The sequence below is a fragment of the Hymenobacter tibetensis genome (assembly GCF_022827545.1).
In the GTDB taxonomy this organism is placed as follows: Bacteria; Bacteroidota; Bacteroidia; order Cytophagales; family Hymenobacteraceae; genus Hymenobacter; species Hymenobacter tibetensis.
Map to the genome: position 1 here is coordinate 5,227,432 of NZ_CP094669.1, position 16,031 is coordinate 5,243,462.

The following is a 16,031-nucleotide window of genomic DNA, read 5'->3' on the forward strand; positions in this document are numbered from 1 at the left end:
TTGCTCCTGCGCCGGTTGCGCCGAAGTAGGTTTAAGAAAACGCTTTTTCCGGCCGACTGCCGGGCTTCACCACCGGAATACCTGCCCGACACAGCGGGCAATCATCGGGTGCGTAGGTGGCCGCCGTTACCGACAGCAGTGCAAAGTTCGGAAAAGTTAGCTCAGCTTTCCCACCCGTCCGGTCAATTAAACTTGCCACGGCCAAAACTTTTGCGCCCAAGTGTTCCAACACGCGTGCTACTTCATTGGTGCTCTTGCCGGTAGTTACCACGTCTTCGGCAATAACAATTGTCTGCCCCGGCTCCACCGTGAAGCCCCGGCGCAAAGTCATTTGTCCGGAATCGTCGCGCTCCGTGAAGATGCCTGGCACCCCCAACTGGCGGGCCAACTCGTAGCCAATCACCACGCCGCCCATTGCCGGACCTACCACCACATCGGGCTGCAAGCCGGCGGCTCGCAACTGCTGAGCTAGCTCAGCCGCGGCCGGTCCAGCCAAATCGGGGCGCCGCAAGAAACGGGCGCACTGCACGTAGGTATCGGAATGCAAGCCGGAGGAAAGCCGGAAGTGGCCGCGCAACAGGGCGTCTTCCTGCACCAGTTGTTGCTCTAGCGTTTCGGGGGTAAGGGTGGTAGTCAAGAGGTGGTTAGTAGAACTTAGATGTGAGATTCAAGAAGTAAGAGTGACACGAGGCTCCGGCTGGCAGCCGGTGCTACACGCCTATTGGCCGCAGCTGGTTGATTTGAGCAGTTAGCTCTTTAGCTGCCGCCGCAGCATCCGAGGCCTGCCAGATAGCGCGCGAAGCGTTGATCAGAAGTCCCTGCCCGTCGGCGCGCAAGCCAGCGTTTAGCGTTGCCTCCAAGTCACCACCTTGAGCGCCGATGCCGGGCACCAAGAACCACTGCTGGGCGCTGATGCTCCGGATACGAGCCACGGCTTCGGCGTTGGTGGCGCCTACTACCAGCCCGATGTTGTGGTGTTGCTCGTTGAGTTCCTGTGCTACGCCGGTGGTATAGTCAGCTAAGGTGCCGCCTTGGGTGAGGGCTACGTCTTGCAAGGAATGAGCGGGTTTGTTAGACGTTTTGGCCAGCACGAACACCATCTTGCCTTCGCGGGCAAAGGGCACAATGGAATCGTCGCCCATGTAGGGGTTCACCGTCACCGAATCGGCCCCGATTACGTCGTAGGCAAAGCGGGCGTAATGGTCGGCGGTGTTGGCAATATCGCCGAACTTGCCGTCCAGAATCACCAGCGTCTCCGACGGAATCCGGCGTACTGTGCGCTGCAACAGCTCTACCCCACCCGGCCGGCTCAGAAAGAAGGCTAGGTTGGGCTTAAAGGCCGCGGCATATTTGGCAGTCTGCTCGATGACTTCGGCCAAGCGGCTTTCCACTTGCGCATCGTCACCGACGGGGTCGAGCCCCACGCAAAGCAGGGAGTTAACTTGCTGAACGCGGGCAGTAAGTTTGTTCATTGGGTGGTAACTGAGAAGGTGGCTGCTCTGAATGAGGCTTAGCGGTTTACCGTGTTCGAGTTGGGTATTACGTGAGCACACTCGTGCGCCAAGCGCGCCGAGAGGCCAGGCTCCAGCCATTCGCCACTGGCTATCTGCACAGCCGAAGCACCGCACCGCAAATAGTCAGTAACGTGGGCGGCCGTAAACACCCCACCCGTTCCGAAGATGGGCAGCGTAATCCGCTCATCGTGGGCCAGTTCCCATACGCACCGCAAGGCCACGGCCCGCAAGGCTTCGCCCGACAACCCACCTACCAGGGGCTCGGCCGTGGCATCATCGGAGAGGTGCAAACCTTTCAAAACGTTGGTAGCGGCCAGCGCGGTAGCACCGCCCTCCTGGGCTCCCACCGCGAGGCTACGGATATGCTCGGGCCACGGTGGCAGTTTCACTACTACGGCGGATTCTGGTCCTAACTCGTCGCGCACGGCTTGGGTGGCTTCGCGCACGAACTTGGCGGTTAGGTCTTGTCCGTTTGCTGTATCGGGGGCGGCTATGTATACTTCTACTCCGGCTATTTGGTCGGCTACTTCGCGGGCCAGATAGCGGGCAATCTTGCGGAAGCCCGGTACGCCTGGCGCCGTAATGCTCACGAACACGGGCACGCCAAATCGGCGCAAATGGGGTAGGTGTTCATTGGCCAGAATTTCTGCGCTTTCGGTGCGCATATTAGTGGCGTTGAGCAGGGTTTGCTCGGCTACCTGCCAGACACCTTCCTCATACAGCCCAGGCTTGGGCTCCATGGTGACGGTTCGGGTGAAAATGCCGCCTAACCGCTCATAGCCAAGTCCGTCGGGCAAGTGCCAGTTGGCCGCGGCCAGACAAACGGGATTCTGCAAAGTGAGGGAACCGAGTTGCATAGCGTAGAAACTAAAAAGCCCGTCGGGCTGCGAAGGACTTTATTTCAAATATTGTGGGAGTGAAAATCTGCTGGGGCCCGACCCAACCTAGGATGGTATAGTGGCGCAACCTGCAGCAAGCCATCTTAAGCAAACCATCTCGCCTTGCTACCGGCGTAGCGAGGTTGTTAGGTTATTACCGCCATCCGCTTGGACCGACATTCAGTTTGCAGTTGCTGGCGTAAGCTAAAGCGAGGGTGGCAGCAGCTACCTTGGGAACGATGGTGAGAGTATCCATTGAGACTGACTGGCAATGTAGGTTGAGGACTAGACAGGGCGGCAATAGGTGGTGTGTGCCGAACACTTAAAATGGGCTAAGCACAAAAAAACCGCTGCGGAAACCGGAGCGGCAAACGGGTTCAAAACCAGAAAAGCGAAAGAGTCAATGGAGGAAACGACCTTGCGGTTGTCTCGCAGGACAGCATTTTGCTCGGTCCCACGCTTCATCAAGCAAATTTTATTTAAGTGAAGCACGTCGCAAAAGTACCAAACCTTTTCCTGCTACCAAATATTCTAGTTATTTTTTTCGTAGCCTCAATGCAGTCACACGCTTACAGTAATATTGGCAAGGCAGGTAATTCAAAGTGCCAAAATCTTGCACATACTGCTGAATATCAATGTTTTTATTCATGATACTATTCTCCTCACTGCATTATTGCTTCTTTCTATAGTGTAAGAAAAATTTTGACACAGCGCAACACACATTTTGAAAGCCCAAAGCAGCCTATTAGATTTGTGCAATTTAAAATCACACTTACTATCACAGTATACTATAGAACATGACTAGAAGTGACTAAGGTGCAACTCCACCATGGAGCGCTATCAACTGAACTATTCATGGCGCATTAACAGAGTGATAACCGACTTCAATTAATTCAATGCGCTTGGTAGGCGGTAACTTTGCAGTTACAGTTTTGCGTCTTTTCGTTTTTTCTATGAAACATTCCTTACTCACTTTCTTACTTATTGGTGTGTTGCTTTTCTCGAAAGCAGCTTATGCACAAGACTCTGCCTCCGGTGGCCCCATCCAGTACAACGAAAAAGTGCTGGACGACGAGGCTGAAGCTTCTGTGCTCTACAAACGTGCTATAGAGTGGAGCGAAAGTCACTTTGCATACACTCCTAAAGCCACTCTGAAGGCTGATGCCATCAAAGGAGAGCTACGGATGACCGGCACAGTAAAAATAAAGACGGCTACTACCTCGGGCCAAGTGCAGGAGCATCCCGTTCTTTTCGAGTTTAATTTTCACGCGCTTCCCGACGGTGGCTATGACTATAGCGTAGGGTTCTTTCGAGTAATTCTGGATACGCGCAAGCCCGATGAGACAGTACCCGTTGAGGAGTACATCACACAGCTTGGCATGGATCGGAACAACAGCCGCACCCATAATGACCGCCGCGTAACAGCTCAATCTAGCTCACTTGTTAGCGAAATAGCTATGTCTTTTCGTTCCTACATGAACAGCCGCCCTGCCCCAGGCGCTATCGAGTAACCAAGCAGAACAGCCATTTTCGATAAGTTATACAGCCACCTCTCCTACGCCACATAGCCACTTAGTGTAAACTTGTGGCCGCCTGCTTCTTTTCTGCATCTCACCGCTCAAGTAAGCGATGCGTGCGGGCAGGTAGCTCGCGCGCATCTAGCAGCAAGAGGCCATCAAGTGCATTGCTGAAATTCGGATCAAGGTTGAAGCCAAGTAAGCGAGCGTTCTGTTTGAGGTATTGGCGCAACAGCACTGGGACCCCACTACCGCCGGGCTCCAGCCCACTAATAAATTGCTGTAAGTCTTGCAGATTGGACAGCCCAGTTTGAAGAAGATCTGGCGCTTCGCCGGTATTGAGTGGCTTGTATTGAAACTGCTTGCGTGGGCGCACATAAGCAGCTAATTCTACATCAAAGAAGTGACGAGACAGGTACTCTACCATCACCGCTTTGGAAGAGGCAGAAAACCGGTTGCTGATACTCACCGGTCCAATCAAATAACGATACTCGGGACGCTTCGCCAGATACTCGGCAATACCTTTCCAAAGCAGCGCCAATGGCATTGGCTGCCGCTGATATTCCACTCGTACAAAGGAGCGGCCTAGCTCTAATGACTGGCGCAACACCGGGTTCAGTTCCTTTTTCAGCCGAAACAGAGAGTGCAAGTAAAAACCTCGTCGGCCATATTGCCGCAGAATAGCTCGCCCAAGTCCTAGCCGGTACGCGCCTACTAGCAGCTTTTTTTCGCGGTCATAGAGAAACAAATGCCGGTAATACTCATCGTACGCATCGAGGTCAGTAGGTTGCTGAGTGCCTTCGCCTTCGCGCCGAAAGGTAAGTTCACGCAGGCGTCCTATCTCGCGCAACACATTCGGCAGCTCACACCGCTTGGCTACGTACACTTCCCATCGGCCGCTTATGAGTACGCACCGTCCCGGACGCAATGCCGTGATATCAGCCTCGATAAGCTCAGCTGCCGTTTCATTGATAACGGGAGGAACAGGCATAGGTGGCAGCATAGCTGCCAGATATCGCTCCGCAGAAGTCCCTAATGCGTAGACTCGCGCTCTGAGATAGGCTAGCCGGTCGTTGGCAGGAAGACGGTCAAGAACGGTCGGCGCCACAGGTAGCCCAATGCGGACCTGAATAGTTTGGCCGCGTTTGTTGAGCAGTTCAGCAGGAAGCCGAGCCGTGCGCAGCAATGGGTGCACCAAGCCTAAGAAACTGAAGCCGAGACTATTCTGCCCGCTCAGCCACACAGGTACCACTGGCACGCGAACTGCTCCCAACAACCGGCCAGCAGTAGGGTTCCAGGCAGAATCAATTGCTGGCCGGAATGGAATGGTGCTGTGGGCTACCTCACCGGCCGGAAAGAGCAGCAAAGGAATATCATTGTGTAAATGACGTAAGAGCCTCCGTACCCCTGGTACATTACGACCAGCCGCAGCCCGGTCTGGATCAACTAATACCACTTGCGCGGCCAGATGAGGTAATAGAGGAGCTAACAACTCGTTTGCGACTGCGCGCAGTTCTGGCCGCGCTTTGCCCAACACGTGCAGTAAGACCATGCCATCAATAAGCCCACACGGATGGTTGGCAACAGCCACAAAGGCCCCGGCTGGCAGCCGTTGCAGTTCCTTTGGGTCGTATTGCACAGTGATGTCTAGCTGTTGGAGTAGTGACTCCACGAAGGCAAGTCCGTTTTCGTGCTGGCACTGCTCGTAGAGCTGCTGCAAATCACGTAGCTGGGCAAACTGCTCCCACAGCGGCCGCAGCAACTTGCGTGAACGGCGCAATGCAGCTGGCAACGAGAGGTGATGAGAAGACGAAAACTCCATAAAGCTTGAGTAACATATTCCGGATATATACTAAATGGAATAGCTAACCAAACTTCAGAAAATTAGATTACTATCTTATTATGAGAGAGTTACTAGAATATTAAGATTTCTAGAAACGGGCAAGTTCCACTTCACTTATTCCTCAAAAGCAGAGAGCCGCGTTGCAGCGCGGCTCTCTGTTCTCTTCACTTTCTCATTCACTTCACTCGCCACAAAAGTACGACTTGAAGCGAGTATAAGTTGGGGTAAAAAATTGAATAATAAAACGTTAATATTCCCTGAGCTACTTAAATTGTTAAGACTGGGGTAACGGCCTTTCTATTTTCCTAAGACTCGCAAGTTACAGTAAAGCTAAAATTTTAAGAACCTACTTTACAGACTATTAACTAGTTGTGCTACTGACTTAAAGCACACTTCACACAAACACATGGCCGTTATAAGTAGACTATCATCAACATCAGTACCGACAGCCAACAGCTAGGCTTGTACCTGACGAGCTACTAGTTTAGAACAGTCAGCAACAACAGCTACAGCAATGCCAGCGGTGTGATACTTTTCAATTGGCAATTCCTCGTTAGAAGGAGCCATACGGCCGTAAGCTTCCCAAATGCGTAGTTATTTGAGCGAGGATCTATCTGTTTCAGCAATGCTTAGGTTGCCTGGCAGCGCTATTCTGCGTTTATATAAACGCAGTCCTATTTATCATCCATATTATTCTGTCTCTTATCCCGTAATAGTTAAGGTTATTATTGCGGCAAACAACATACCCGGGAGCAATATATCTGTTTCTCCCGCACTATTTTAGCCGCATTCTGCACTCTATTCACTAAAAGCAAACGCCCCCGTAACCAGCGTTACGGAGGCGTTTGCTTTTACTTCAGTGAGGTCACTTATTCTACTGTGGGGCTACCTGTAAGCGCGACAATTGGCTGGCCAATACCATACGAGCCATTGGTAGGCCTCCTGCCGTACTCTTTCTTTAAAGACTTAAGGTCAGATGCCGCTGTCAACAATTTAGCTTTGATTTCTTCTGCCATGCGGCTGTAAGGACTCCGCTTACCAGTCCACGTGGAAAACTGCTTTAATTCTTCTTCAGCGAACCGAAGCATAGTAGCAGCGTTTTGCAGGAATTCTTCTTCTACTTCCATAAAGTGAGCATGCTTGCGCGAGCAGCCGTTCGAGTTGAAAAAATACTATTAGCAAGAAAATAAACTAAAATCAAAAATCCTATTTTCTCATAAGTTATCTGTAGAGACAGTTATGTGAGATACTAGCGTTCAGCCACAACCAAACGCTGAGTTGATACACGCTGGCCTTGCGAGTCAGTTAGCACCAAATGATACAGGCCAGCAGGTAAGGCAGTTGCTGTCAGTTTTTGATGCTGTTCTGCAATTGGCATTTGACGTAGCAAAATGCCGCGCACATCATGAATCGATAGCATGGCGCCACTAACATTGGCACCGCGTAACCGTACTTGCACCTCCGACGATGTGGTAGCTGGGTTGGGATACACTTCTAAGGCCAACGTAGCGTGGTGGCCGAGTGTTACTACGGCTACCGGAGAGAAGTTTTCCTTACCATCAACATCTACCTGACGCAGGCGGTAATATAAAGTGGTGGCCGTAGTAGCCGCTTCGTCGCGGAAACTGTAAGTACGGCCCGTTGTGCTATTACCAGCACCTTCTACTTGGCCAATAGCGACAAACCCCTCCTTTGCATGCGCAGACCGTTCTACTACAAAATGGCTGTTGTTGCGCTCCGAGGCTGTCTGCCACGTTACGCTTACTGCTCCGCCTGCTACAGCAGCTTTAAATGCTTTGAGTGCTACCGGTAAAGGAGCCAGGGCGGGGTTAATAATAGTTGGAAAGCCCATGGGGCGGTCTTGAGCGAAAGCATAGTAAACCCGAGTCTGATCGAGGGCGCTAACGGCGTTGTTTACTTCGATTTCCACACGCTGAAAATTCTGCGTTGTCCGGAAGAATACCTCAGTGCGGCCATCCGGCAAGAGACCCTGTTGCAACAGACTAGCTCCACTGGCCGTCTCCAGCAATTGGTCACCATTAGGCCCTCCGTACGTCCGCAACGTGATGCCATTCAACAGCTGCGTGTTGAGCAAGCCAGCCCCTTGGCTAAGTACCATTCCTGCTGAATTTCCTGCCGTACCCGACCCATTTAAGTTCAAACGAAGTCCGGTGGAGGTGAGTGCGCCAACTAGTCCGGTACGCATCACGGCGTAGTCGTTGCTGCTCATGTTGCTGTCCGCCGCCTTTTCCGGATTCAGGACACTGGTGTTAGCGCATAGTGCACACAGCACCCCATTCGATGATACTGCAAACTGGTTGGCACCGCTAGAAAAATTTGACAGAATAGGAGTTTGGTCACGGAACACACTGGGCTCCAAACCGAAACCATAATACACGTTGAGGTCATTCAGGGCACTAGCGGCTGTTGAGCGGGTTACCTGCACCTCGTCGAAAGCCATAGTGGAAGGGAAACTTACTTGCTGCTTGCCATCCGGCAGAACGGTCAGTTGCAACAGTTGAGCACCCGTAGCCGTTTCCTGCGCCACGCCATTCTTATAAGTGGTAATGCGCATCGTGGACAACGCATTTACATCCAACAAGCTCTGCTGCCCTACTACAAACCCGGCATGATAGCCTGCTGGCGATGGTGACTCCAGTTTCACACGCAGAGTACTTGGGCAGCTTACCCCAGCTAATGTGGTGAATACAGCGTAGTTAGCAAGGTTTTGATCGACAGTCCGCTCTGGATTAAGCACTCCCGAGTTAGCACATATAGTTACGTTGTTGTCGACAACGGCAGTGCTGTAGTTCACTCCTTGCACAGACGTTGCAAAACGAGAAACTACACCAGTGGCAGTTTCTACCACGTTGGCATCAATGCCATAAGCGTAATACACTTTGACGTCGTAGCTTACATTGAGCAGCGAGTTAACTTCGATTTCAATCTTGTCGAATGATTCGGTTGCCAGGAATTCCACTCGACTAGGCTGCCCAGACCCGAGAGCAGCTAAAGCCAAGTTCGTAACATTCAGGGTTTGCTTGGGAGTGGTTCCCAAGTAAGTGTGCAGCATAACGGTTCCCACCGCGGATACACCTGTGTTGGCTCCTATTACAATACCAGCCCGGTGGTTCTTAGGTACAATCCCCGACATATCCATTTGCAATGAAACGGGACTTAACCCAAGCGTTAAGGTGGAAGGCCGCAACGTAGCAAATGTGCTGAAATCACTGTCTACCGCCCTTTCCTCATTGGCGATGCTACCACAGGCCAAGCCAAGTCCGCAGGCACGGGTGAATTTCGAACGACCTGTGCTAGAATAGTACGCTACGTTTGCTGGTTCTTGCGCCCACGTTTGGGACATTCCCAACAGGCACAAAGCAAATACGCTTAGTATGCGAGAGTAGAAATTGGGTATCATTGCAATAAGAGAAAGAGTTCGAGACGATGGGACCATCTCTTTCTTTAATACAACTGCATTGCCAAATTGCAAATATTAATTAATCCAACTGATAATCAGAATTTTACGTACATTCATAAAATACTATGTATTCCAGTTTATAGACTGAAGCTCCTAATTCGAGAAAAGGTGGCAAACACCGCTTTTCCCTCTTATACTCGCATCCCCTCCTCTTATTTCCACCACCACCCAGCTACCGAAAAATTCTGCAATCGTAACGGTCCTCAGCACTCACAAGGCTTGTCTGTCGGAACCACAGAGCCCCGATTGATTTCATCATAGCCGGTTAGGCATTTTATCTCCGCATGTCCGTTTCATCACCTATTCACATTTTTATAGTCGAGGACAACGCCTGGTATGGCGAACTACTCGAATATAAATTAGCGCAGAATCCCGACAACCAGATTCAGCGCTTCACTACCGCTCAAGCCTGTTTGGCGCACCTCAACGAGCAGCCCGATCTTATTACACTAGACTACAACCTACCCGACGGCAAAGGCGACGAAGTACTACGGCAAATCAAGGAGCGCTTACCAGATGTTGCCGTAATTGTGATTTCAGGTCAGGAAGATGTGCGCACAGCCATCGGCCTACTGCGCCAAGGAGCTTACGACTACCTAGTAAAAGACGAAGAAACCGCTGACCGTCTTTGGAACGTGGTAGGCAATGTGCGCAAGCAGTTGCAGCTCCGGCGCGAAAACGAGCGGCTACGAGAGCAAATTGGGCAGAAGTACGATCCAAGCCGAGCCATACTAGGCGAAAGCGTGCAAATGCGGCAACTAGCCTCGCTGATTGAGAAAGCCGCTCGAACCAACATTACGGTTTCCGTGAGTGGTGAAACTGGCACCGGCAAAGAATTGGTTGCCAAAGCCATTCACTACCAGTCGCCACGTCGCAACCGCGCGTTTGTGGCCGTGAACGTGGCTGCTATTCCGCATGAGCTGCTGGAAAGTGAGCTATTCGGACACGAGAAAGGAGCCTTTACGGGAGCTATCAGCCGGCGTATTGGGCGGTTCGAGGAGGCGCACCAAGGCACGCTCTTCCTCGACGAAATCGGCGAGTTGCCTCTGGACTTGCAGGCAAAACTATTGCGCGTTTTGCAGGAGCGCGAAGTACAGCGCGTGGGCGGCGGCCAACCTATTCCTTTCGATGCCCGCCTGATGGTAGCTACGCACCGCAACATGGCCGAAGAAGTGAAAGAAGGCCGCTTCCGGGAAGACTTGTATTACCGCTTACTGGGGCTACCTATCGTGCTGCCACCGCTCCGGGAACGAGGTCAAGACATATTGCTGCTGGCCGAATCCTTCTTGCGGGATTTTTGCGTTCAGAACAAAATGGCGCCTTGTGTTTTCTCACCGGAAGCTCAAGAGCTTATGTTGCATTACCCTTTTCCTGGCAACGTACGGGAACTGAAAGCAGTGGTGGAGCTAGCCGCTGTGCTGGCTGAAAACGACACAATTCAGCCCCAGGATCTTTCGCTCCGGGTTCAGAGCAATGCTTCCAATGGGACAGTTGGGTCCGTTTCGACCGGCAACGAGTCATTGCGGGTGCAAGTAGCAACCATTGTGCAGCGCTATCTTGACGCCCACCAGGGCAACATTCTGCAAGTGGCCGCCAAATTACAAATTGGGAAATCTACTATTTATCGGATGGCCCAAAACAACGAGGTTCGCTTGCGTTAAGATCTTTTTAGTGGTCTTCGGTATCCAAGCAACTACGAGCTACGTTGGGTTTGCAGCAGGTGGCAACGTATTTTTGCTACCTGCTGCTGCCTAAGAACAATTTATTTATGGGTGTTTGGCAGTGGGCTATTACTCCAAGCACGTCCCGTTATCGTATTATTAAGTGTTGATCTGATTACACTCTATTCTAAAGAAGTATGACCTCTATTGCATACCGTCAGCAGCAACGCCAACTGCGGCAGGCGCGAAGTATGCAGCGAGCCACTCAGCAGCAACTCCAAGAGCTGCAACTGCAGCTCCGGCAGCAAAGCGAGACCGCCGCTAGCCAGCTAAACGCCCTGCTCCAAACCATGAGCACAGGCGTGTTAGCCCAAGACGAGAATTTTCGAATTGTACTCGTTAATCAGCGTCTGTGCGACTTACTGAATTTGTCTGAATCAGCATCTGCCTACATAGGGCTGGAATCCAAAGACTTTTTCTCGCAGGGCTTCACGTTTCGTGATGCAGAGCAGGTACAAAAGCAAGCCCTACAGGCTATGCGAGGACAAGTTCGACTGACGGAACTGGTATCCTTAGCCAACGGCACTATCTTACAACGGGAGTACCTGCCGCTAACACAAGACGGACACACAGTCTTGCACCTGTGGAGCTACGAAGACGTAACGGAGCAGCAGAAGGTATTGGCCCGGGTGCGGGAACTGTCGCAGTTGGCGGAACAGAGCCCAGCTCCAATTATCTGTTTCGGCAACGATGGGCAGGCCCGCTACGCCAACCCTGCGGCCGAACATGTGCTGGAGGTCTTGGCATCTCCTAAATGGCACGCCACTTATGATTTCTTGCGCACTGCAGTGGCCGAAACACTGGCTACCAACACCCTCCGTTCCATAGAGCACCACCTCGACGAGCGGCATTACCTCTGGACCATAGTACCCCTAGCTGGCGAAGATGCCGCCAACGTATACCTCACCGACTTAACAGCTCGGCGAAACGCTGAGAAAGAACTGCGCCACAGCCAGCGTTTTGCTGCCCGTATCAACGACACCATTCCGGTTATTGTGCTGCTGTTCGACGTGCAGAAACGGCAGATAGTGTACATAAACCGACAGGTGGAGCGCGTAATGGGCTACACCGAGCAGCAGGTTCTGGAACTGGGCAGCGACGTTATTCCCGCTCTGCTCGATGCGGATGGCCAGCAGCAGCTGGCGAATCTGCCGCAGCAAATTGCCACTCTCACCGACGAGCAAACCATCAATTACGAGTTCTGGGTTCGGCATCAGAATGGAAGCTGGCGCTGGCTACATATTCAAGGTACCGCCTTCTTGCGCGACGCTAATGGCACAATTACGCAGCTAATTGGCAGCGCCGAAGACATGACCGAGCGGAAAGGAGCCGAAGAGTCGTTGCGCCGGATTAGGATTCGGCAAGAGCGAGTGGCGGACACTATTCCCAACCTGATTTACATATACGATTACGACAAGCGGCGCACGGTGTACTGCAACCGCTACATCGAAACCATTACGGGCTATACCGAGGCCGAAGTACTGGCCATGGGCAACGAGGCGTTTCTGAACTTGATGCCTGAAGGCGAGGCGCAAAGGCTGCGCCAGCACGTGCAGCAAATGGCAGAAGCCGCCGATGGTGAGATAGTAACCATGGAGTACCACCTAACTCACCTCAACGGCTCGGTGCGGTGGTTGCGCATCACAACCACGCCTTTTGTGCGCGATGCAACGGGCCGGCTACGTCAGCTGGTGGGTACAGCCGAGGACATCACGCGCTGGAAAGTAGCAGATGAACAACGCCGCACAGCCAACCGCCGCTTGGCCGAGCAAAACCGCTTGTTCCGCCAGGTAATTGACACAACGCCTCACCTGATTTACCTCAAAGACACGCAAGGCCACTACCTGCTAGCCAACCGAGCCACAGCGGAGCTATACGGCATGACTCCAGCGCAGGTGGTGAACACCCAGCTCGGCCAACGGCCAGTCAACCTGACGGATAGCCAGCGCTACCGCCGCCAAGACGAACAGGTAATTCGGACGGGCAAGGAGCTGGCACAGGAGGAAACGTTCACCAAGCCCGATGGTTCACTGCTTTGGTTTTACAGCATCAAGCGGCCGTTCGTGCTGGCCGACGGCAGTGTGCAGGTGCTGGGCATTGACAGCAACATTACCGAGCTGAAGCGGACCCAGATGGATTTGCGGGCAGCCAAAGAGGCGGCCGAGGAGAATGCACAGGCCAAGCAGAACTTCCTGGCTAATATGAGCCATGAAATCCGAACACCGCTCAACGGTATTCTGGGCATTGCCGGCTTGTTGGCCAAAACGCCGCTCGACGATCAGCAGAGTCAGTACCTGGGGCATATCCGTCATTCTGCCGACCACTTACTGGTGGTAATTAACGACGTACTGGCTATGGCGCAGCTCGGGGCCGGCAAAATCCGGACTGAAACCATTCCGTTTGATTTGCGCGACGTATTGCAAGCCAGCCAAGAGTCGTTGTTGCCGCGGGCGCAGGAGAAAGGCATTGCCCTTGCGCTGCAGCTTCCTCCTACGGAAGTGTCTACCACTGTGCTCGGCGACCCTTACCGGCTACGTCAGATTCTACTCAATTTACTTTCCAATGCTGTCAAGTTCACGGAGCGTGGGCAAGTAACACTCAGCTGTTCCCGGCTTAGCTTGGCCGGCGACAAGCCTTTCTTCAAGTTCTCGGTACGAGATACTGGCCCCGGCATTCCGGCTCATCAGCTGCAGGAAATGTTTGAGCCCTTCACGCAGGCGTCGGCTAGCACGGCCCGTGAGTACGGCGGCTCCGGTCTCGGACTAAGCATTTCGCGCGGGTTGGTGGAGTTGATGGGAGGCACCATAACCGCCGAAAGTGAGTTGCAGGAGGGCAGCACGTTCACGTTCACGTTGCCTTTCGGTTCCACCGACATTACGGTGTCTCCTGACTCGAACGCGCCCGCCCTCGACTATCGAAGCTTAGGCCCTCGCCGAGTGCTACTTGCCGAAGACAATGCCATCAATCAATTTCTGGTGGAATCGTTGCTCCGAAACTGGGGCTGGAGTGTGGACACGGCCAGCACTGGCCCGGAGGCCCTGACGTTGTTCAGCCGAAACCTCTACGATGTGGTGTTGATGGATATTCAGATGCCTGGCATGGATGGCATGACGGCCACGCGGCTGCTACGCCAGCACCCAGACTCTATTCGGGCTGCTACGCCTATTCTGGCCCTCACGGCGCATGCTTTACGCGGCGAAGCCGAACGGTATCTGGAATCCGGCTTTTCGGGCTACCTCTCTAAGCCATTTCGGGAAGAAGACTTGTTTCAAGCTATTGCCACTGTTTTGGGTCAACGCCCAGCCGTGCAAACCCCAGCCGCCGCCGTCAAAGACGAGCCTGCCAAGGAAGTTCCTGCGGCGGCAGCACCGCTCTATAGTTTGAGCGGCATCCGGCGCTTAGCACACGGCAACGAAGAATTTGTGCGGCGGTTGGCACAGCTTTTCATCCAAACCACGCCGCCCGCTGTGCATGGCATGGAGCAACACGCTGCCAACGGCGACTGTCAGCGCCTATCCGCTTCGGCGCACGACCTAAAAAGCTCGCTCGATGGCCTGCATATTCGCCAGTTGCATATGCCCATCCGGCGCCTGGAAGCCTGCCGCGATACTCCTCTACCCGCCGCCGAAATCCAACAGCTTATCACGCTGGTGCGAGACGTGACGCAACAGGTAATGGATGGCTTGCGCCAAGACTTTCCAGGGCTTTAAGCTGTTCTACCGTCAGTATCCTATTTGAATGACGGTAGAACAGCCATTTTCAACGACAAAGCCATATGGAAGGTAGCGTAGATACGCTGGTAATTGGAGCCGGGCAAGCCGGGCTAGCCGCTGCCTACTACCTGCAACAGCACGGAGTGGAATTTGTAGTGCTGGACGAGCGCGCCGCCCTTGGTGCGGTGTGGGCCACCCGCTTCGACGCGCTACACCTATTTTCACCGGCTTGGACAAGCAACTTACCGGGCTTTCCTTGGGCCGGTTCAGCGCTACGTTACCCTTCCAAAGACGAAGCGGCCACCTATTTGCACGACTATGCCCGGCACTTCAACTTTCCAGTGCACCTCAATCAGCGCGTGGTTGCGTTGAATAAAGACGCTGCTGGACTCGGCTACACCGTGGAAACAGCTGCTGGCACTACCTACCGCTCCCGGCGCGTTATTGTAAGCACGGGGGCTTATACGGCCCCTCATCGGCCTGCTTTTGCCACTGAGCTACCAACTCACGTGCAGCAGTTGCACAGCAGCCAGTACCAACGGCCAACCCAGCTACCCACTGCGGGGCCTGTGGCGGTGGTAGGCAGTGGCAACTCTGCCCTACAGATTGCCGCCGATTTAGCAGCAACTGGCCGACCTGTTTTTGTGGCCTTCGATGAGAAAACTGGGGCTTTGCCCAACAACCAGCTCATGTGGGTACTGCTCAAAGGAACTGGTATGCTCCGCTTGTCGCGCTACAACATGCTAGGACGCCGCATGATGCACAGCCCCGAGCCAGTGGTGAGTGGTGATTTGCGGCGTCTTCGTTCGTTTTCTAATGCTGAGTTTATAGGGCGCGCTGTAGGGGCCACGGCAGAAGGTGCCATCCAAGGCCGCCGCCAGGCCACTCCGCCCCTGGCTGCTGTTGTGTGGGCTACAGGCTTCCGGCCAGACTTTTCCTGGATCAAGTTGCCCATCTTCGACTCCATTGGTGTACCTGAGCACAAACGAGGCATCACTGAAGTGCCGGGGCTAGCTTTTCTGGGCTTGCCGTGGCTTAAAAGCAGGAGTTCGGCCCTAATGGGAGGAGCTGGCCCCGATGCCCGTCATGTAGTGCAGGTTTTACTGAAAAGCACATAATTATACTGCAACTACTTATCTGTGTTTGTGGTTAGCTTTACAATTGCCAACCACAGTGCTGCCGGATTTTGCAGACGAAGTTGGTTGTTGCATTTCTTTTTGTATCTAATTCCCGTTCTGTATGTCACTGTTGATCTTCTTGGGTATTGCTATTGCTACCGCCCTTCTTGCCCTCAATACCTTCGACCAGTTGAAAGCTTCGTTGAAGCCAGTTCCAGTACGCGCTAAAAACAACCGCTAAGCGCC

General features: G+C 53.1%; 10 protein-coding genes. 4 read left to right on the top strand and 6 right to left on the bottom strand.

Going from position 1 to position 16,031, the window contains the following annotated elements; translation table 11 throughout:
* Positions 1-31: 31 nt before the first annotated feature.
* From pyrE to MTX78_RS21065, 3 genes are all read right to left on the bottom strand, one after another.
* The gene (gene pyrE, locus MTX78_RS21055) at positions 32-637 is read right to left on the bottom strand and encodes an orotate phosphoribosyltransferase (protein ID WP_243798073.1); all 606 of its coding nucleotides are present in this window, start codon (positions 635-637) and stop codon (positions 32-34) included.
* Between the two features lie 73 nt (positions 638-710).
* Complete coding sequence (gene pyrF, locus MTX78_RS21060) at positions 711-1,472, bottom strand: orotidine-5'-phosphate decarboxylase (protein WP_243798074.1); 762 nt, start codon at positions 1,470-1,472, stop codon at positions 711-713.
* Between the two features lie 38 nt (positions 1,473-1,510).
* Positions 1,511-2,371: a dihydroorotate dehydrogenase gene (locus tag MTX78_RS21065; RefSeq protein WP_243798076.1), complete on the bottom strand. Its 861-nt coding sequence runs from the start codon at positions 2,369-2,371 to the stop codon at positions 1,511-1,513.
* Between the two features lie 974 nt (positions 2,372-3,345).
* On the opposite strand from MTX78_RS21065, the gene MTX78_RS21070 reads away from it, so the two are divergent.
* The gene (locus MTX78_RS21070) at positions 3,346-3,903 is read left to right on the top strand and encodes a hypothetical protein (RefSeq protein ID WP_243798078.1); all 558 of its coding nucleotides are present in this window, start codon (positions 3,346-3,348) and stop codon (positions 3,901-3,903) included.
* 100 nt (positions 3,904-4,003) lie between these two features.
* Here MTX78_RS21070 and MTX78_RS21075 read toward each other — a convergent pair whose 3' ends face one another.
* From MTX78_RS21075 to MTX78_RS21085, 3 genes are all read right to left on the bottom strand, one after another.
* The gene (locus tag MTX78_RS21075; protein WP_243798080.1) at positions 4,004-5,731 is read right to left on the bottom strand and encodes a lysophospholipid acyltransferase family protein; all 1,728 of its coding nucleotides are present in this window, start codon (positions 5,729-5,731) and stop codon (positions 4,004-4,006) included.
* 890 nt (positions 5,732-6,621) lie between these two features.
* Complete coding sequence (locus MTX78_RS21080; protein WP_243798082.1) at positions 6,622-6,879, bottom strand: hypothetical protein; 258 nt, start codon at positions 6,877-6,879, stop codon at positions 6,622-6,624.
* Between the two features lie 122 nt (positions 6,880-7,001).
* Entirely contained in the window at positions 7,002-8,825 is a 1,824-nt protein-coding gene (locus MTX78_RS21085) for a T9SS type A sorting domain-containing protein (protein ID WP_243798083.1), read from the bottom strand.
* Between the two features lie 692 nt (positions 8,826-9,517).
* On the opposite strand from MTX78_RS21085, the gene MTX78_RS21090 reads away from it, so the two are divergent.
* The 3 genes from MTX78_RS21090 to MTX78_RS21100 all read left to right on the top strand — a co-directional run bounded on the left by MTX78_RS21090 (position 9,518) and on the right by MTX78_RS21100 (position 15,785).
* Positions 9,518-10,894, top strand: a complete 1,377-nt coding sequence (locus tag MTX78_RS21090) for a sigma-54-dependent transcriptional regulator (RefSeq protein ID WP_243798085.1) — start codon at positions 9,518-9,520, stop codon at positions 10,892-10,894.
* Between the two features lie 197 nt (positions 10,895-11,091).
* Positions 11,092-14,664, top strand: coding sequence for a PAS domain-containing hybrid sensor histidine kinase/response regulator (locus MTX78_RS21095; protein WP_243798086.1), 3,573 nt, complete (start codon positions 11,092-11,094; stop codon positions 14,662-14,664).
* 65 nt (positions 14,665-14,729) lie between these two features.
* On the top strand, positions 14,730-15,785 hold the full coding sequence (locus MTX78_RS21100) for a flavin-containing monooxygenase (protein WP_243798088.1): 1,056 nt from the start codon (positions 14,730-14,732) through the stop codon (positions 15,783-15,785).
* Positions 15,786-16,031: the final 246 nt, after the last annotated feature.

Bases quoted from the DNA above. Each gene is read 5' to 3' on its own strand.
- pyrF (WP_243798074.1), bottom strand. From the start codon at position 1,472: ATGAACAAACTTACTGCCCGCGTTCAGCAAGTTAACTCCCTGCTTTGC.
- MTX78_RS21065 (WP_243798076.1), bottom strand. From the start codon at position 2,371: ATGCAACTCGGTTCCCTCACTTTGCAGAATCCCGTTTGTCTGGCCGCG.
- MTX78_RS21070 (WP_243798078.1), top strand. From the start codon at position 3,346: ATGAAACATTCCTTACTCACTTTCTTACTTATTGGTGTGTTGCTTTTC.
- MTX78_RS21075 (WP_243798080.1), bottom strand. From the start codon at position 5,731: ATGGAGTTTTCGTCTTCTCATCACCTCTCGTTGCCAGCTGCATTGCGC.
- MTX78_RS21080 (WP_243798082.1), bottom strand. From the start codon at position 6,879: ATGGAAGTAGAAGAAGAATTCCTGCAAAACGCTGCTACTATGCTTCGG.
- MTX78_RS21085 (WP_243798083.1), bottom strand. From the start codon at position 8,825: ATGCTGCACACTTACTTGGGAACCACTCCCAAGCAAACCCTGAATGTT.
- MTX78_RS21090 (WP_243798085.1), top strand. From the start codon at position 9,518: ATGTCCGTTTCATCACCTATTCACATTTTTATAGTCGAGGACAACGCC.
- MTX78_RS21095 (WP_243798086.1), top strand. From the start codon at position 11,092: ATGACCTCTATTGCATACCGTCAGCAGCAACGCCAACTGCGGCAGGCG.
- MTX78_RS21100 (WP_243798088.1), top strand. From the start codon at position 14,730: ATGGAAGGTAGCGTAGATACGCTGGTAATTGGAGCCGGGCAAGCCGGG.